The 18,517-nt window shown below is 64.3% G+C and carries 11 protein-coding genes and 2 pseudogenes; 10 read left to right on the top strand and 3 right to left on the bottom strand.

What is annotated here, in order from left to right:
• The first annotated feature begins 125 nt into the window (after window positions 1-125).
• The 4 genes and pseudogenes from AB8Z38_RS27955 to AB8Z38_RS27940 all read left to right on the top strand — a co-directional run bounded on the left by AB8Z38_RS27955 (window position 126) and on the right by AB8Z38_RS27940 (window position 4,767).
• Window positions 126-2,401 (top strand): annotated as a pseudogene (locus tag AB8Z38_RS27955) (exopolysaccharide transport family protein).
• Window positions 2,394-3,200 (top strand): WecB/TagA/CpsF family glycosyltransferase, encoded by an 807-nt coding sequence (locus tag AB8Z38_RS27950; RefSeq protein WP_369720905.1) that lies wholly within the window; start codon window positions 2,394-2,396, stop codon window positions 3,198-3,200. Before AB8Z38_RS27955 ends, AB8Z38_RS27950 begins: the two are co-directional and overlap by 8 nt.
• A gap of 17 nt (window positions 3,201-3,217) precedes the next feature.
• Window positions 3,218-4,210 carry a UDP-glucose 4-epimerase GalE gene (gene galE / locus AB8Z38_RS27945; protein ID WP_369720904.1) on the top strand — a complete coding sequence of 331 codons (993 nt, stop codon included), beginning with the start codon at window positions 3,218-3,220 and terminating at the stop codon, window positions 4,208-4,210.
• A gap of 215 nt (window positions 4,211-4,425) precedes the next feature.
• Window positions 4,426-4,767, top strand: coding sequence for a hypothetical protein (locus AB8Z38_RS27940; protein ID WP_369720903.1), 342 nt, complete (start codon window positions 4,426-4,428; stop codon window positions 4,765-4,767).
• On the opposite strand, the pseudogene AB8Z38_RS27935 reads toward AB8Z38_RS27940, so the two are convergent.
• Window positions 4,741-8,854 (bottom strand): annotated as a pseudogene (locus AB8Z38_RS27935) (GAF domain-containing protein). The gene AB8Z38_RS27940 and the pseudogene AB8Z38_RS27935 overlap by 27 nt on opposite strands.
• Window positions 8,855-9,151: 297 nt before the next feature.
• On the opposite strand from AB8Z38_RS27935, the gene AB8Z38_RS27930 reads away from it, so the two are divergent.
• Genes AB8Z38_RS27930 through AB8Z38_RS27920 form a run of 3 tightly spaced genes read left to right on the top strand, consistent with a single transcriptional unit; the run spans window position 9,152 to window position 12,388 of the window.
• Window positions 9,152-10,204 carry an Ldh family oxidoreductase gene (locus AB8Z38_RS27930; RefSeq protein ID WP_369720902.1) on the top strand — a complete coding sequence of 351 codons (1,053 nt, stop codon included), beginning with the start codon at window positions 9,152-9,154 and terminating at the stop codon, window positions 10,202-10,204.
• A gap of 21 nt (window positions 10,205-10,225) precedes the next feature.
• Complete coding sequence (locus AB8Z38_RS27925) at window positions 10,226-11,593, top strand: LLM class flavin-dependent oxidoreductase (RefSeq protein WP_369720901.1); 1,368 nt, start codon at window positions 10,226-10,228, stop codon at window positions 11,591-11,593.
• A gap of 12 nt (window positions 11,594-11,605) precedes the next feature.
• On the top strand, window positions 11,606-12,388 hold the full coding sequence (locus AB8Z38_RS27920) for a fumarylacetoacetate hydrolase family protein (protein WP_369720900.1): 783 nt from the start codon (window positions 11,606-11,608) through the stop codon (window positions 12,386-12,388).
• A 14-nt stretch (window positions 12,389-12,402) separates the two neighbouring features.
• Here AB8Z38_RS27920 and AB8Z38_RS27915 read toward each other — a convergent pair whose 3' ends face one another.
• A complete protein-coding gene (locus tag AB8Z38_RS27915) occupies window positions 12,403-13,323 on the bottom strand; it encodes a LysR family transcriptional regulator (protein WP_369720899.1) in 921 nt (306 codons plus the stop codon).
• A 61-nt stretch (window positions 13,324-13,384) separates the two neighbouring features.
• Here AB8Z38_RS27915 and AB8Z38_RS27910 point away from each other — a divergent pair, with 61 nt between their 5' ends.
• Together AB8Z38_RS27910 and AB8Z38_RS27905 are read left to right on the top strand one after the other, a co-directional pair.
• On the top strand, window positions 13,385-13,819 hold the full coding sequence (locus tag AB8Z38_RS27910; protein ID WP_369720898.1) for a hypothetical protein: 435 nt from the start codon (window positions 13,385-13,387) through the stop codon (window positions 13,817-13,819).
• Window positions 13,820-13,880: 61 nt separating this feature from the next.
• Window positions 13,881-14,381 (top strand): hypothetical protein, encoded by a 501-nt coding sequence (locus AB8Z38_RS27905; RefSeq protein ID WP_369720897.1) that lies wholly within the window; start codon window positions 13,881-13,883, stop codon window positions 14,379-14,381.
• A 48-nt stretch (window positions 14,382-14,429) separates the two neighbouring features.
• Here the strand turns inward: AB8Z38_RS27905 and AB8Z38_RS27900 are convergent, their stop codons facing one another.
• Window positions 14,430-14,885, bottom strand: coding sequence for an Lrp/AsnC family transcriptional regulator (locus tag AB8Z38_RS27900; RefSeq protein ID WP_369720896.1), 456 nt, complete (start codon window positions 14,883-14,885; stop codon window positions 14,430-14,432).
• A 153-nt stretch (window positions 14,886-15,038) separates the two neighbouring features.
• On the opposite strand from AB8Z38_RS27900, the gene AB8Z38_RS27895 reads away from it, so the two are divergent.
• The gene (locus AB8Z38_RS27895; RefSeq protein WP_369720895.1) at window positions 15,039-18,488 is read left to right on the top strand and encodes an indolepyruvate ferredoxin oxidoreductase family protein; all 3,450 of its coding nucleotides are present in this window, start codon (window positions 15,039-15,041) and stop codon (window positions 18,486-18,488) included.
• The last annotated feature ends 29 nt before the right edge of the window (window positions 18,489-18,517 follow it).

The following is an 18,517-nucleotide window of genomic DNA, read 5'->3' as shown; positions in this document are numbered from 1 at the left end:
TAGTCCCTCAATGAGTATGGTTAATTTTCCCTGTTGCGTTGATTGGACACCTATATCCCGGGTGTGTGGCGTAGAGCGAAGAGTGACCCCTCAGCCCGCGGCAGCTGGAATGGAAGCTGGGGATCATGCTTGACTACAACCAGCCAATAGACCGGAGCAGGTCGGAGGCCCCGCAGCGGGGGTCCGAGGCCGGCTTCAACGTGCTGGAGCTCGTCAGCCTGCTCTGGCGGCGCAAGATCGCGATTGCCTCCGCGGCCCTGATCGGCGCGTGCCTTGCCGTCACCGTCGGCAAGGGCTTGACCTCCCGCTACACCGCGACGTCCCAGCTCTATGTCGATCCGCGCGAGCTCCAGCTCGTCGACCGCGAACTCACGCCGCGCGCGCAGGACGTCTCCGGCATGTCCATGGTGGTGGAGAGTCAGGCGCGCCTGATCACCTCCAACAGCGTGCTGTTGCGGGTCATCGAGCAGGCAGAATCTCGACAGGGATCCCGAATTCGGTGGCGGAGGCGACAGCAAGAGCGCGATGTCGTCGCTGCTCGGCCTGCTCGGACTCCAGCCCCGCGCGCCCTCCCCCGCTGAGAGTCGGGACGTGCAGCTCGCGGCGCTCGACGCGCTGAACAAGCACATCACGATCCGCAAGACCGATAAGAGTTTCATCGTCGATATCGAGGTCTGGTCGACTGATCCGGCGAAAGCAGCGATGCTCGCCAATACGCTGACCAATACCTACCTCACCGAGTCCCGCAACTCGCAGGCTCTGGCTGCCCGGCGCGCCACCAGCGAACTGTCCGGCCGGCTGAAGGAGCTGCGCGAACGGCTGCGCAACGCCGAGACCGCACTTGCCACCTACAAGGCCCAGAACAATTTCGTCGGCACCCAGGACGCGCTGATCAGCGACCAGCAGCTCTCTTCCAGCAACCAGCGGCTTTCCGCGGCCCGCGCGGCGACGATGGATGCGCAGGCGCGGCTGGACCAGATCGAGGCGAACAAGCGCACGGCGGCGGATGCAGGCGCGATCCCCGAAGCGCTGCAATCGCCGACGATCGCAAACCTGCGCGCGCAATATGCCGACGCCCGCAAGAAATATGCGGAGCAGACCGCCGAGCTCGGACCGCGCCATCCGGCGCTGCGCCAGACCGAGAAGCAGGTCGAGGATCTCAAGCGCAACATCAGCGAGGAGATCGACCGCTTCGCCCAGTCCGCCAAGAACGACCTGACGCGCGCCCGCGACTACGAAGCCTCGCTCAACCGGGCGCTGGAAGCGCAGAAGCGGCAGAGCGTCCAGCTCAGCCAGGCCGCGGTGCGCCTTCGCGAGCTCGAGCGCGAGGCCGATGCGAGCCGCGATGTCTATCAATCCTTCCTCAAGCGCTCGCGCGAGACCGAGGAGCAGGAGACACTCAACACCTCGGCCGCCCGAATTATCGGCGAGGCCACGGTGCCGCAGCGGCGCTCGTTCCCACCGGCGATGAGCCTGTTCGCCATGATTGGTTTCATCTTCGGTGGGCTTGCCGCCGCCTGCTGGTTCGTCGCGGCCGAGCATTTGTTCGCGGGCGCGCCCCAGCCGAGGCGTCGTGAGCGCGCGCCGGAGCCCGTGACTTCGAAGGATCCGGCGATCGCCGCGTCGCCTCCACCGCCGCTTTCGCTGGTCGAAAAGCCGGTGATCGCCCGGCTCCAGGAAGCCGACGTCATCCGCACGCTCGGCGCCATTCTCGCCACCGGTGGCAGCGTCGATCTCACCCGGCTGGGCTGGCCGACGCTGCGCCCCGGATTTCCGCTGACCACGCTGCTCAACGCCTTGCGCGACATGCGCGCCGCAGTAACACGGCGCGCCGGCAAGGCGATGCCGGTGATTGCTCTCGTCGGCGCCGGCGAGACCGTCGGGCGCAGCGTGACCGCGCTGAATTTCGCGCTCGCGGCCGCGCGCGACGGCAGCCGCGTGCTGATGATCGACGCCGACCCTCAGGCCCACATGCTCTCGAACAAGGTCAACCGCACCGGCAAGACCGAGCCGAACAAGCTCGGCTGGCTCTCCATCGGCAGCAATCTCGCGCGCGAGATCGGAACCGTCAACGGCATCACAGTGTTGCCGGCTGCCGAGGGCGACGCCGCCAAGGTGACGGACACGATCCGCAAGGCGATCGCGCAGGCGCGCTCGGCCGCCGGCTATGATCTCGTCATCCTCGACGGCCCGGCGATGCCGTTCTCGGCCGCCGGCCGCAAGCTGCTCGACAACGCCGATGCTTTGGTCGCCGTGCTGCCGACCAACCTCGATATCAACGAAAGCATGGAAGAGATCCTGGCCGCGCTCGGCGACGCCGAACGCAAACTCGTCGGCGTGATGCTCGACGAACTCCACCCCCGCAGCCCAAACGCGCCAGCGAGGCAAACAATATGCTTGAGCGCCGCGTCAATCTTGAAGGACGGGCCGCGACCGCCGAGGTGCCACGGATCACCGTCGGCGGACTTCGCATGGCGGCGCTCGACCTCGAAGCTACCGCTGATTTCATGATCGAGGCCACCGACCCGCGTCATCGCATCAGCCGGCCGCTGTTCCTGACGTCCGCCAATGGCGAGGTGCTGGCACGCTGCGCGACCGAGCCGCAGACCGAGCGCCTGTTCCGCGCCGCCGATCTGATCAACGCCGACGGCCAGCCGCTGGTGGCGGCCTCGAAACTGCAATCCTGGTTTCCGCTGCCGGAACGCGTCGCGACCACGGACTTGTTCCATATTGTGGCGCGCAAGGCAGAAGCCGCCGGCCGCAGCTTCTACATGCTCGGTGCCAGCGAGGAAGAGAACGCGGCGGCTGTCAGGAAAATCCAGAACCTGTATCCGAAACTCAAGATCGTCGGATTCAGCCACGGCTATCTACGTGGCGACGCGCTCCGCGCCAAAGTGGAAGAGATCAATGCGCTGGCGCCAGACTATCTCTGGGTTGCGCTCGGTGTTCCTTCCGAGCAGGCGTTCGTCGAGGAATTCACGCCGCTTCTGACCAATGTCGGCGTCATCAAAACATCCGGCGGTCTGTTCAATTTTTTGTCGGGCAGCCGATCGCGCGCGCCGCGATGGATGCAGAAAATGGCGCTGGAATGGGCCTGGCGCACCTGGCTCGAGCCGCGCCGCCTGTTTTGGCGCTATTTGACCACCAACCCCCGCGCGATCTATCTTCTCTTCCGCCGCAACAAGCCCTTCAATCGCTGAGAAGAGTAGAAATCGACATGACCGATCAGCCGACCGTCCTCGTCACAGGAGGCGCGGGCTATATTGGCTCGCATGCCTGCCGCGCCCTGGCCGCTGCCGGCTACCGGCCCATCGTCTATGACAATCTGTCGACAGGTCATCGCAGCTTCGTTGCCGGAGAGCTTGTGACAGGCGATCTGCTCGACGGCGCGGCGCTGGCGCGCGCATTCGCGGACCACAAGGTCACGGCGGTGATGCATTTCGCGGCCGCAAGCCTCGTCGGCGAGTCCATGATCGACCCGCAGAAATATTACGTCAACAATGTGCAGGGCACCTTGTCGCTGTTGCAGGCGATGCGCAACGCCGGATGCCACCGGATCGTGTTCTCCTCGACCGGCGCGGTCTATGGCAACGCCGATTCCAAGGAACTGCCGGAGGATTTTCCCTGCGCACCGATCAACCCCTACGGCGCATCGAAGTGGATGATCGAGCGCATGCTCGCCGATTACCGCACGGCCTATGGCTTCGGCGCGTTCTGCCTGCGCTATTTCAACGCCAGCGGTGCCGATCCGGCCGGCGGCATCGGCGAGCTGCGTGACAACGAAACGCATCTCATTCCGCGCGCCATGATGGCGCTGCAGGGCCATGTCGATTTCGCCGTGTTCGGCGACGACTACGACACGCCCGACGGCACCGCGATCCGCGACTATATCCACGTCACCGACCTCGCCGCGGCGCATATCGCCGCGCTGAAGCTGTTGGAACAGGGACAAGCCGGCGGCAGCTTCAATCTCGGCACCGGCACCGGTTTTTCGGTGCGCGAGATCCTGACAGCCATCCGGCAGGAGACCGGACGCGAGGTGCCGCATACCATCAAGCCACGTCGCGCCGGCGATCCGACCTATCTCGTCGCCGACCCCTCCGCCGCGCGAAAGGTGCTGAAGTTCGTGCCGCGCCATTCCGACCTGGCCACCGTGATCCGCACCGCCTGGGCCTGGCACCAGAAGGCACATCCGCGAAGGCCGCATTAGACTCCCGAATAGCGCCTTGCCGATCGGGACCGCGTGCTGCTAAAGAGACTGTGACAGTCGGCGTGGCAACTTTCCCGGTCGCCGCGCGTTCCTTGTCTGGCCGCCGATGGAAGCGGCACGTCTGGCTCAACCTCTAGCGAGCCATTTTTTCACAGCGAAGACCACAATCGAGTTCGCGCATCGACCTGCTTTCAGGCGCGACTCTGGGAGAACGAATGCATCAGGCCGCAAGCCTGCAATTCGAGCGCGTCATGGACGAACTCGTTGTCTGGCACGCCGTGCCGGAGGACGAACGCTCGGCGGCACCGGCCTGGTGGTGGGGCCCGGCGATGGCGGTGTTCGACGCGCACGAGCCGATGCGACACGCCTGGTGTCGTGAGCTCGGCCTGGGCGACGGCTCGACCTATGCCGAAGCTGCGCATGTTCTTCTCGCGCTTTTCGCCGAGCAGACGTCGCCGTCCTGGCCGGATGATTTTCCTCGCAAAGCGGAGGTCCAGAAACACGACGTCCGCGAATTGCACCCGCAGCCGTCAGACGACAGCACGTTTCAGCCGTGACAGCACGGCTTCCTTTAATGCGGGATCCGTCTCCGGCTGCAACGGCGGCGCTTCGGGCGGCACCATCGGCCGCAGCAGCGCGGCCATCTGCCGCGCCGGCACGGGCTGGGAGATCAGGAAACCCTGCATCTCGTCGCAGCCATGGGTACGCAGGAACGCCTCTTGCTCGGCGTTCTCGACGCCTTCCGCGACCACGGTCATGCCGAGCGCCTTGCCCATGCTGATGATCGCCTGTGCGATCGCCTGATCCTCCGCGTCCTGCGGCAGGTCGCGCACGAAGGAGCGGTCGATCTTGATGGTGTCGATCGGGAAATGCTTCATCAGCGACATCGACGAATAGCCGGTACCGAAATCGTCGATTGCCAGGCGAATACCGCGGTTTTGGATGGCGTCGAGCACCTTGATCGCACGTCCGACATTGCGCATCATCATGCTCTCGGTGACTTCGAGCTGGAGCAGCACCGGCGACATGCCGCTCGCCGCGAGAGCCTCGTCGATATCCTGCAACAGATGCTCGTCGACGAACTGGCGCGGCGACAGGTTCACCGCCATCGATACCGGCAACAGGCCGCGTCGCTGCCAGGCCATGGCCTGCGCGCAGGCCTCCTTCAGCACCCAGCGGCCGATCGGCACGATCAGTCCGGTTTCCTCGGCGAGGGGGATGAACTGTGCCGGCGAGATATTGCCGAGATCGGGATGCGCCCAGCGCAATAGCGCTTCCACGCCGGTGATCTGGCCGGTTACCATGTCCACCTTGGGCTGGTAGTTCAGCGAAAACTGCCCGCGCTCAAGCGCTCGACGCAGCGCACTTTCGAGCGAGAGCCGCTCGATCGACTGCGTCTTCACTTCCTTGGAGAAGAAGCGATAGCCGTTCTTGCCGTCCTCCTTGGCGAGATACATCGCCATGTCGGCGTTCTTGGTCAGCGTCAGCGCGTCGGCACCGTTGGCCGGATACATCGCAATGCCGATCGAGGCGGTGGTATGGCACTCATGGCCGGCCAGCTCCATCGGCTTCGCGAGCACGTTGAGCAGTTCCGTCGCGATGCGCTGGACGTCGTCGATCGCGCCGCACTGGTCCAGGATCACCACGAACTCGTCGCCGCCGAGTCGCGCCACCACGTCGCTTGCCCGCAGAGCGCCGCGCAATCGGTCGGCGATTTCGAGCAGGAGCAAATCGCCCGCCTCGTGGCCGAGCAGATCGTTGATGACCTTGAACCGGTCGAGATCGATGAACAGCACCGCGAAACGATGGTCATGGCGCTCCGCCGCATCGATTGCCGCGCGCAACACGGAATTGAAGGTCTCGCGGTTGGGCAGGTTGGTCAGGCTGTCATAGGAGGCGAGATACTCGATCCGTTCGTCAGCCTTGTTCTTCTCCTCGGCGCGATCGAAATTCTCCATCGCGAAGGAAACGTTTTCGGCGAGACGCTGCAGCAGTTCGACGAACTCGTCGGTAAAGGCGACAGGCTCCGCCGACAGGTAGATCATGACGCCAACCGCCTGGTCGTGCGCGACCAGCGGGAATGCCGCGCCCGAGCGCGCCCCGTCGCCCCGTACGATGGCATGGAAGGCGCGAACGCGATCGTCGTTGAGATAATCGTTGCTGATGCAAGGCTGGCGCGTGCGGAACGCCGTGCCGCTCATTCCGCGACCTTCCGGGCGATCGGGGTCGATGGAGAGGCGGACGGTGCGCGTGGTGCCGGACGCAGGCCCGGCGTCGGCGACGATTTCCAGCTGGTCGCTATCTGCCCTGACGAGCGCGATGGCGGTCGAGGTGAATTTTCCGCCATTCGAGGCTGCAAGGCAGACGAGCTCGAACAGCTCGGCGCGCGACTTCGCCCGCATGATCGCCTCGTTGGTGGCGCTCAGCGACGCAAACATTCGCGTCAGGCGTTCCTTCTGCACCTCGGTGCGGGCCTTCTCCTCGGCACGATCGAAATTGTCGAGGGCGAAAGAGACGTTTTCAGCCAGGCGTCCGAGCAGTTCGACCAGATCGGGTGTGAACGTATTCTCTTCCGGTGCGAGAAAAAGCAGGATGCCAATCGGCTCGTGGCCGGCCCGCAGCAGTGGGAAGCTGGCAGCAGCCCGGGTTCCATCCTCGATCGCCTTGGAGTGCCAGTGCACCGACCGCGGATCGTTCTGATAATCATTGATGACACTGGCCCGGCGGGTCCGCAGCGACATCCCTATGATTCCCTGGCCCTCCGGATGGTCGGCGGAAACAAGGCAGGTGCGCCCCACCATTCGTTCCTGCAGGCGTCCCTTCACGGCGAGCACCCGGACGAGTTCACGTTTGTCGTCCAAAATCCCGATCGTCGCGGAGGCGAACACCCCGCCGAGCACGGCGGCCTGGCACGCGACCTCGAACAGCTCCTCGCGCGTCTTGGCACGCATGATGGCTTCATTGGTGGCGCTCAGCGCCTCGAACATGCCACTCAGACGGTCCCGCTGCTTATCAGCCCGCGCTTTTTCATCGGCCCGATCAAAATTCTCCAGCGCGAAGGCGACGTTGGCCTGGAGCTTGCGCAACAGCTCGACGAATTCGTCCGTGAAAGTGCCGCGCTCCCGCGAGTTGAACAGGAATACGCCTTCGACCCGGTCGCCGTTGAACAGCGGCAGGGCGGTCGACGACGCGATGCCGTTGCGACGCGCGCTGGCGTGCCAGGGCTTCAGGCGGACGTCGGCCAGAACGTCGTTGCTGATGCAGGGCTGCCGCGTCCGGAACGCAGTGCCGGTCAGCCCACGACCCTCCAGCACCTTGTCGCTGACCGGCAATCTGAAGGTTCGTACCTCAGCGGCGTTCGGTCCGAAGGATGCGACAATGCGAAGCAGTCCCGTGTCGCGGTCGAGCAGCGCGATCGAGGTCGAGGCGAACTTCGCGCCCTGCACCGTGGCTTCGCAAACCAGATCAAACAATTCGCTGCGGGACCTTGCCCGCAGAATGGCCTCGTTGGTCGCGCTTAGCGCCGCGTACATGCGCGCCAGCCGTTCCTCCTCCAGGGCGATCTGGGCCTTCTCCTTGTCGCGGTCAAAGTTCTCGAGCGCAAAGCATACGGTTTCGGTCATGCGCAGCAACAGTGCGACAATGCCCTCGTCCTTTGCCCAGGCTTTGCTCACGAAGAAAAACAGCACGCCGATGCTGGTGCCGCGCTTGATTAACGGAGCTGCCACGCAGGCGACGGCGCCGGCATTGACGTTGGTCTGCTCCCAGGTCGTCCCCTTGGTACGATTGACGAGGTCGTCCTCGACAATCGCCTTCTGGCTCCGGAACACCTCACCGGAGATGCCCTTGCCATAGGGGCTCTCAGCATCGATCGAATAGCGCGAGTGTTTGATCAGATCCAGATTTTGTCCGGTCGCTGCCACCGGGGTCAGCCATTCGGAACCCGGCTCGCGCAGCAGGACGAAAGTCGCAAGCGATTTGCCGCTATACACAGCAGCGTCGCAGACCCGCTGATATAGATCCTGGTCGGTGCTGGCGTGCAGGATTGCCTCGTTCGTCGCAGTGAGGGCGCCAAACATGCGGTTGAGCCGCCGCACTGCCCGCTCGCCATCCAGGCGCGCTGTCTCGCGCGCGAAATTCTCCAGCGCATGTGAGATATTGCTCGACATCCGCTCGAACAGCGAGACCATCGCCTCGTCGAGCGTGCCTGCCCCCGAGCGCGTCACAAACAACACCCCGATGCTGCGACCGCCACAGATCAGGGGAAGCGCCGCGGCTGCACCGACACCGGCCCCAACCGCGCCTTCGCGCCACGCGAGCGAGCGCGGATCGTTGAGAATCGTTGCTGATGCAGATCCTCTGGCTGCGAAAGGCTTCGCCGCCGACGCCCGATCCCTCCGGCGTGCCGGCCTCCGTGGTGATCTTGATCGCACGCAGCCGCGCCATGTCGTCGCCGCAGCCGGCCGCAAATCGCAGCCGCTGGCCATCCGGCTCCGCCAGGAACACGGCGACAGCCATGAAGTCCCCACTCGAAAACCCGCCGTCGCAGACCTTCTGGTACAGCTCGTCCGGAGACTTCGCGTAGAGGATAGCTTCGTTGATGGCGCTCAACGCTGCAAATGTGCGCGCGAGGGTCGTCTGCACGATCTCAACTCCCCGGCATTTCTGCCATTTCTCCCGGGTAGCTTTATGAAGCCGATCGCCTAAGTGGTGGTTATTGGCCCCCGCAAACCGTCAATCAAAGTGAACCAGCTGCGAACAGCTGTCGCGAAACTGTCGGAAATCCCGCTATACCGGATGGCGGTTTCGGCCGAAGACGCGCTCCCTTTACGAATTTGCAGCCCTGTATTGGTTTACGGGAGATTGATATCGCACCTGTGCTTTGAGACGATGGCCTCCAACGAACGATAGCCCGCCAAGGGCGAGACCTGAGGAAGCGCCATGCCGATCGTCAACGCCGAACGCCTGACGCGCATTGGCGCGGCGCTGCTCGGGGCTGCGGGGGCCTCCGAGGAAGAAGCCGACGCGGTCGCCGTCGGCTGCGTCAACGCCAATCTCGCCGGCCACGACTCCCACGGCATCATCGCGGTTCCCGTCTATATCGATCGCATCAAGGCCGGACATATCGTTCCCGGCGCCAAATGGACCATCGTGCAGGAATCCCCGACCACGACCGTGATCGACGGCCAATGGGGTTTCGGCTTCCACGTCAACGCCAAGGCGATGGCGCTGACGATCGAAAAGGCGAAGACGGCGAACGTGGCTGCCTGCACCGTATTCCGGCAAAGCCATGTCGGCCGGCTCGCCGCCTATCCGCTGATGGCGATGCGCGAGGGCATGATCGGGATTGCGACGGCGGATTCCGGCCGCTCGCCGAAGCACGTCGCGCCGTTCGGCGGCAAGGAGGCGCGGCTCGGGACCAACCCGATCTCGATCGCGGTGCCGTCCGATCTCGAGGCCCCCTTCTATCTGGACATGGCGACCTCGGCGGTCGCGGCCGGCAAGATCCAGCTCGCGGTCGCGCGCGGCGAGGAGATTCCGGCCGGATGGATCATCGATGCCGACGGACGCCACACCACCGACCCGACCCAATATCGCAAGGGCGGCGCGCTGCTGCCGCTCGGCGGCAGCGAGGGCTACAAGGGCAGCGGCCTGGCCACAATGGTCGAGGTGCTCTGCGGCCTGCTCACCGGTCTCGGGTTCGGCGTCGAGCCGACCGGCCGGCACAATGACGGATGCTTCATGGCGGTGTTCAACGTCGCCGCGTTCCGCCCGCTGAAAGAGTTCAAGCGCGAGGTCGCGGAGTTCGCGCGCTATCTGAAATCGACGCCGCCGTCCGAGGGCAGCAAGGGCGTGTTCTATCCCGGCGAGATCGAGGGCCTGCGCGAGCAGCAGCGGCTGCGCGATGGCATCGAGATCGAGGATGCGACCTGGGACAAGCTGCGCGGATTGGCGCGTGAATACAGGCTGGAAACAATTCTCGATCTGGGTTGATGGGATTCGGAGAACAGCAGCATGAATCGGCAGATGGTCCTGGTCGGCTTCCTTCAGGCGCAGAATTGCACGAATTTGCCGAGCTCCTGGCGGCATCCCGACTCGCGCGCCGATTCGATGTCTGCGGATTACTATCAGGAGATCGCCAGGATCCTCGAAGCTGGCAAATTCCACATGGCCTTCTTCGACGACCGCCTGGCGATGCCGGACCGGTACGGCAACGACCACGCTCACACCGTCGAATACGGCATCCGTTGCGTGAAGATGGATCCGCTGATCGTGCTGACGGCGATGGGCCTCGTCACCGACAAGCTCGGACTGGGAGCGACCTGCTCGACCACTTACTACGAGCCGTTCGACGTCGCCCGGCGCTTTGCCACGCTCGACCTGATGTCGGGCGGGCGTGCGGGCTGGAACGTCGTCACGTCGCTGAACGACGGCGAGGCGCTCAACATGGGCCGCGACTCTCATCCCGAACACGACTCCCGCTATGATCGCGCCGACGAGTTCATGGAGGTCGTGCTCGGCCATTGGGACACCTGGGAAGACGGCGCGTTGATCATGGACAAGCAAAGCGGCCGCTTTGCCGATCCGTCCAAGGTGAAGCGGCTCGATCACAGCGGAGCGGCGTTCAAGTCGCGCGGACCGTTCACCGTGCCGCGCTCGGACCAGGGCCATCCCGTGATCATCCAGGCCGGCGCGTCCGGCCGTGGCCAGCGCTTCGCAGGACGCTGGGGCGAGGTGATCTTTACCGCCGCGCGCAATCTTGCCGCGGCGAAGGAGGGCTATGCCGCCGTGCGCAACGAAGCCGCGAAAGCCGGCCGCGATCCGGAAGCGATGTTCCTCTGCAATCTGACGACGCCGGTCTGCGCCGCGACCAAGACGGAAGCCGAAGACAAGATGGCGCTGATCAACAAGCTGCCGCTCCAGATCGACGCGCTGTCGCTGCTTGCGGAAGCCCTCAACTACGATTTCGCCTCAAAAGATCTCGACGAGCCGCTGACGACGGAAGAGCTGAAGAGCATGCAGGGCATCTTGGGTATCCGCGACGGCGTGCTGAAGAATTCGGGCAAGAGCAATCCGAGCGCCCGCGACTTCGTCACCTTCTCCGGCCGCGGCCAGGTCCAGGATGCGATGGTCGGCGGGCCCAAGGAGATCGCGGACAAATTCGAGCAGATGTTCGTCGAGCGCGGCTGCGACGGCTTCGTCATCGCCGCGACCCATGTGCCCGGCTCCTATGCCGATTTCGTCCAGCATATCGTGCCGGAATTGCAGCGCCGCGGCCTGTTCCAGAAGGATTATCGCGGCAAGACGCTGCGCGAGAATCTTGGGCTGATGCGGCCGGCTGCCGGCGCCTGGAAACTGCAACCGCGCGATGCCGCGGAATAGCGAGGACATGACATGCGCTGGCTGAAATTCACGGCGTCGGGCGAGACCTCCTGGGGCATCGTCGAAGGCGACCAGGTGATCGCGGTCCATGGCGACCCCTTTGGCGAATGGCGGCGCACCTCGCGCGTGCTTCCCTTGTCGCAGGTGAAGATCGAGCTACCGCTGATCCCGCGCACCTTCTACTGTGTCGGGCTGAACTATCTGAAGCATCTGAAGGAGGCCGCCGACAAGCGCGGCGAGGTGCCTGCCGTGCCCGAGAGGCCCGAAATCGGTTATCGCGCGCAGAACGCGCTGATCGCACATGACGAGGAGGTCGTGATCCCGTCATTTGCGACGGAGAAGATCCACTACGAGGGCGAGCTCGTCGTTGTCATCGGCAGGAAGGTCAAGCACCTGACCGCGGCCGACGCCATGGCGTGCGTGTTCGGCTACACCATCGGCAACGATGTCAGCGAGCGCAGCTGGCAGAAGGCCGATCGCAGCCTGTGGCGCTCGAAGAATGTCGACACGTTCAAGCCGATGGGGCCGTGGATCGAGACGGATGCCGATCTCGAAAAGATGGAGACCATCGTCCGGGTCAACGGCAAGGAGACCAACCGCTTCCACACCAACGACATGATCTTCGGCGTGGTGCCGTTCCTGGTCGAGCTGACCAAGTACTTTACGCTATGGCCCGGTGACGTGATCTGGATGGGCACGGACGGCGCCTCGCCCGACATCAAGCACGACGATGTCGTGGAGATCGAGATCACCGGTATCGGCACGCTGCGGAACAGGTTCGTGCGGGAGGGCTAGTGGCTCCCGGCACCTCAAGTCGTGGCGCTTGATCGGCCCTTCACATGGTCGATAAAGGCGCGCAGCTTCGGCATGATTTGTCGATTGCCGGGATAGTACAGGAACACACCCGGTGTCATCGGCGCGAATTGCTCCAGCACGCGGACGAGCTTTCCTTCCGTGACGGCGCCCGTGGCCAGCGGTGCCGGCACTTGCGCAAGACCCATGCCTTCGACCGCGGCCCCGAGCATCGTGGGAAAGTCGTAGGCGATGAAAGGTCCCGAAACTGCAATCTCGATCGAACGACCGTTGTCGTTGAGCGACCATGGTGCGAGCGCACCGCTCGATCGTCGCAATCTCAAGCACGCGTGCTGACGCAGATCGTCCGGGCGCTCGGGCCGGCCGCGGCGGCTGAGGTAGGCCGGGCTGCCGACGATGGCGAGAGGTAGCGGCTTGGTCAGCCGCACCGCGACCATGTCTGGCGTGATGAACTGGCCCATCCTGATGCCGGCATCAAACCCTCCGGCTGCGAGGTCGACCATTTCTTCGGTTGCGGCAAGCTCCACTTCGATCTCCGGAAACGCCTGGCAGAACGATGCGACCAGCGGCTCGAGCAGGATCGGCACGACCGAACGCGGTACGGTGAGACGCAGGAGACCGGCCGGCCGTTGTCCGAGCTCACGCGCCGCCCCGCTTGCCGCGATCAGTTCTTCGAACGCAGGCCTTGCGCGCGCCAGGAATCTTTCGCCGGCTTCGGTCAGACCGACGCTGCGGGTCGTGCGGATGAACAGCGCCGCGCCGACGCGCGCCTCGATCGCGCGTATCGCCTGACTGATGGCCGAGGGCGTTACCCCGAGTTCAGCGGCCGCGCGGCGGAAGCTGCGGTGCTGGGCGACACTGAGGAACGCCTCCACGCCGTCCAGCGCACCGTGCCTGACTGTGAAGTTCTGCTTCATAGCCCGTCAACATTATCGCGAATAGTCGCGCGCGCAAAGCGGCCTTACATCCGGATTGCAAATGAGCCGCCTCGGAGACGCGAAACCGATGAAGCCAATCCGCAATGCCGCCCTGGCACTCGCCCTCACACTGACAGGTGTAATCGCCATGACCGAACCATCCCTTGCCCAAGCACAAGCACAAGCGCCAGCCCTCGCGACCACCGGGGTCATGGTCATCCTGACCGCCAAGGCGGGCATCACACGTGAGCAAATCATGGCCGTGATGCCCGACGAAATCAGGCAGACCGTTCAGCTCTATCTCAACGGAAAAGTTCGCGAATGGTACTCGCGGTCCGATGGGCGCGGAGCCGTGTTCCTGCTGGACGTCAGGGATGTCGCCGAAGGGCACGCGATCATGGATGCCCTGCCGCTCGCCAGGCAGGATCTCATCGACCACGAATACATCGCGGTCGGCCCGCTGATGCCGCTTCGCCTGCTCATGACCAAGCCCTGAGCACGGCCGAACCGGATCGACCGGCTTCGAACCCCACCCGACCTCACAAGGACATCCGAACGTGCCACCGAGCTTCAACCTTCCGTTCGTCCTCAGCGTCGCCGGCGCTTTCCTGACAACCTCGGTGGTCGCCGTCGTCTATGTTTGGCCGTTTGTCCGCGCGATGCCGCGACATAATGCCTTGAGACTTCTCGCGGCTTTCCATGCGTTCAGGTTCTTGGGGATGAACTTCCTCGTTGCCGGATTCGTGTCTCCGCAGTTGAGCCCGGATTTCGCCAACGCAGTCGGGTGGGGAGATCTCATCGCCGCCACTCTCGCGCTCATTTCAATGGCGGCACTCTCCTGGCGATGGTCGATCGCCGTTCCGATGGTCTGGATATTCAACGTCTGGGGTACGTTGGATCTCTTGAATGCGTACTACATGGGCGTGAAACTGCAGAATCCCGGCCTGTTGGGCGCCGGCATCTATATCCCGGCCGTTTACGTACCCCTGCTGCTGGTCAGCCACGTTCTCATCTTCATGATTCTCTTGAGGCCCGAGTCGAAAGAACAGACGGCGTGACACAGGGAGCGGATCGCGAACTGCGACCTGCCGGCCGCGGAAGGTGCCTCAAAACGGCAGCGTCACGCTGGTCTTGATTTCCTTCAGGACCACATTGCTGCGAACGTATCGGATGCCAGGGATGCGGAACATGAATTCGTCGAGGAATCTGTTGTAAGCGGCCATGTCCTGCACCACGACGCGCAGGTGATAATCAGCGTCGCCCGTCGTCGCAAAGCACTCCAGCACCTCGCGCCGTTTTGTCACCCGCGCGACGAACTCATCGACGAACTTCGCATCGTGCCGCTCCAGCGAGACGTGGAGAATTGCGGACATCGCAAAGCCCGCCTGCTCGCGCGCGACCAGCGCAGCATAGCCCTTGATGACGCCGGTCTCCTCCAGCGCGCGCACCCGGCGCCAGCAGGCCGAGGTGGACATCCCGACCTCATCCGCAAGCTGCTGGTTGGTGGCGCGGCCGTCCTTCTGGAGATGAACGAGAATCCGCGCGTCCTGGTCTTCAATCATGGAAGCTCCTCAATTCGATAGAATCTACCAAATTTGACCAGTAACTGCAAAACACCACCAGATTTATGCCCTATATGGGATGAATAGGTAAGACCTACCAGCGTCGCGGGCCTAACCTTCGGCCATCCGGCAGGAAGCCGTGCGAGGCCCGCCATGGACGCTACTCCGTCACTCGACAGCTACGAGCTCTCCGACCGCTACGACCGCGGGGAGGGCCGCGTCTTCCTCACCGGCACGCAGGCGATCGTCCGCATCGCCCTCGACCAGGCGCGGCGCGACCGCTCGCGGGGGCTGAACACCCCCGGCTTCATCTCGGGCTACCGCGGCTCGCCGCTTGGCGGCGTCGATCTCGAGCTCTGGCGGATCAAGGAGCAGCTGAAGCGAGACCGCATCGAGTTCCTCCCTGCCGTCAACGAAGACCTTGCGGCAACCGCCGTGCTCGGCTCGCAGCAGGTCGAGACGCAAGCCGATCGTGAAGTGGATGGCGTGTTCGGGCTTTGGTACGGCAAAGGCCCCGGCGTCGACCGCTCCGGCGATGCACTCAAGCATGGCAATGCCTACGGCTCCTCGCCACATGGCGGCGTGCTGGTGGTCGCCGGCGACGACCATGGTTGCGTCTCGTCGTCGATGCCGCACCAGTCCGACGTCGCCTTCATGAGTTGGTTCATGCCGACACTGCATCCGGCCGATGTCGGCGAATATCTGGCGTTCGGCGAATATGGCTACGCGCTGAGCCGCTTTTCCGGCATGTGGGTCGGTTTCAAGGCGGTCTCGGAGATCGTGGAGTCCGGTGCATCGGTCGCGCTGCGGCCGCCACGCACCTTCCGCACGCCCGACTTCACGCCGCCGCCGGGCGGCCTGCACTATCGCTGGCCCGATCTGCCCGGCCCGCAGATCGAGGAGCGACTGGAGGCGAAGAAGCACGCGGTCTACGCCTTCGCAAAAGCCAATCCGATCGATCGCCGCATCTACGACATTGCGAACGCCAGCTACGGCATCGTTACGACAGGCAAGGCGCATCTCGATCTGATGGAAGCGCTGCGGCTGATGGGCCTCGATGAAGCCGCCTGCCGCAGCATCGGCATCGACATCTACAAGGTCGGCATGGTCTGGCCGCTGGCGCTGCACGACGCCATGGACTTCGTGCAGGGCAAGCGCGAAATTCTGGTGGTCGAGGAAAAGCGCGGCATCATCGAGAGCCAATTCAAGGAATATTTTTACGACTATCCGGGTGCCAAGCCGGAACGCATGGTCGGCAAGCATGACGAAACCGGCGCGCGGCTGATCTCCTGGACCGGAGAATTGTCGCCGCGCGGGTTGGCTGCGGTGCTCGCACGCCGGCTCGATCCAATGTTTCCCGGCCTCAATCTTGGCGCGCGCGCCGCAGCCCTGTCGCCGGAGGCAGAGCGAACGATCAGTGTCCCTGGTGCCACGCGCACGCCCTATTTCTGCTCAGGCTGTCCGCACAACACATCCACCAAAGTGCCCGAAGGCTCGAAGGCGCTGGCGGGCATCGGCTGCCATTTCATGGCGAGCTGGATGGACCGCGAGACCTCGTCGCTGATCCAGATGGGCGGCGAAGGCGTGAACTGGGCCGCATCATCTCGGTTCACCGGCCACAAGCACATCTTCCAGAATCTCGGCGAAGGCACCTATTATCATTCCGGTTCGATGGCGATCCGCCAGGCCATCGCGGCCAAGGCAAACATCACTTACAAAATCCTGTTCAACGATGCCGTCGCCATGACCGGCGGCCAGCCGGTCGACGGCCCTGTCAGCGTGCATGCGATCGCACACAGCGTCCGCGCCGAAGGCGTCGCGCGCATCGCGCTGGTGTCGGACGATCCGTCGCAGTTTTCGCCGGCGGACTTGCCTGATGGCGTCACCATCCATCCGCGCGAGGCAATGGACGCCGTGCAGCGCGATCTGCGCGACCTCTCCGGCGTCTCGGTGCTGATCTATCAGCAGACCTGCGCCACCGAAAAGCGGCGCCGGCGCAAGCGCGGCCAGATGGCCGATCCAAGACGCTTTGCCTATATCAACGACCTCGTCTGCGAAGGCTGTGGCGACTGCTCGGTCGAATCCAATTGCCTCAGCGTCGAGCCGAAGGAGACGCCGTTCGGCCGCAAGCGCCAGATCAATCTGTCGGCCTGCAACAAGGATTTTTCCTGTCTCAACGGCTTTTGCCCAAGCTTCGTCACCGTCGAAGGCGCCACGCGCCGCGCCAAGGCCGCAAGCCAAATCGACGCAGTCGCTCGCGCTTCCACGCTGCCCCTGCCCCCGCCCGCCCCGCTCGATCGTCCCTACGATTTGCTCGTGACGGGCGTCGGCGGCACCGGCGTGATCACGGTCGGCGCGCTGATCGGGATGGCCGCGCATCTCGAGCGCCGCGGCGTCTCGGTGCTCGACTTCACCGGGTTCGCACAAAAGTTCGGCCCGGTGCTGAGCTACATCCGCCTGGCCGCGTCACCTCAGGCGCTGCACCAGGTCCGCATCGACCAGGGCGCGGCCGATGCGCTGATTGGCTGCGACCTCGTGGTGAGCTCCTCGCCTAAGGCTTCCGGCACCTATCATCGCGGCACGCGCGCTGCCGTCAACACCGCGGAAATGCCGACCGGCGACGTGGTGCGCTTCCGCGACGCCGATCTCGCCTCGCCTGCCCGCCTACGCGCAATCGGCCGCGCGATCGGCGACGGCCATCTCGACGCGATCAACGCCAATGCGCTCGCCGAGCGTCTGCTCGGCGATGCCGTCTATGCCAACATCATCATGCTCGGCTTTGCATGGCAGCACGGCCTCGTGCCGGTCTCGCTGCAAGCGCTGCTGCGCGCGATCGAGCTCAACGGCGTCGCGGTCGAACGCAACAAGCAGGCGTTTGCCTGGGGCCGGATCGCCGCCGCCGATCCGGACTTTTTGCCGAAAACGAACGACGCACCCGGAGCCGAGACGCTCGATCAGCTCATCGATCGTCGCGCCGATTTCCTCAGTGCGTATCAGAACACGGCCTACGCCGCGCGTTACCGCGCGGTTGTCGCTAGGGTCCGCAATGCCGAAGCGGACCTGGACAGCGAGGTGTTGACCGAAGCGGTCGCGCGCGCCCTGTTCAAGCTGATGGCCTACAAGGACGAGTACGAGGTCGCGCGCCTGCACATGCAGAGCGGCTTTCTCGACGAGCTGAAGCGCGAGTTCGAGGACGGCTTCAGCGTTCAGTACCACCTTGCGCCACCCTTCCTGCCATCGGAGCGCGACGCGCGCGGCCGTCCGCGCAAGCGCGCTTTCGGGCAATGGATCCAGACGCCGCTCGCCATTCTGGCGCGGCTCAAGGTGTTGCGCGGAACCCGGTTCGATCCGTTCGGCTACACAGCCGAGCGCCGCAGCGAGCGGGAGCTGATCGGCTGGTATGAAGGCGTGATCGACCGGATGCTCGGCGAACTCGACGCCACGCGCCTGCCCGATCTCGTCGCAATCGCCAAAGCGCCGATGGAGATTCGCGGCTATGGTCCGGTGAAGGAAGCCGCAATCGCCCAGGTGAAGCCTGAGGTCGAGCGCCGGCTCGCCGATCTGGCAGGATCCTCGCCGGCAAAGATGCGCGCCTATGGTTGACGCCGCGCCGGCGAGGCTTCAGCTTCAAA

Source organism: Bradyrhizobium sp. LLZ17 (genome assembly GCF_041200145.1).
Taxonomy (GTDB): domain Bacteria; phylum Pseudomonadota; class Alphaproteobacteria; order Rhizobiales; family Xanthobacteraceae; genus Bradyrhizobium.
This window is presented reverse-complemented; position numbering and strand designations above follow the sequence as displayed.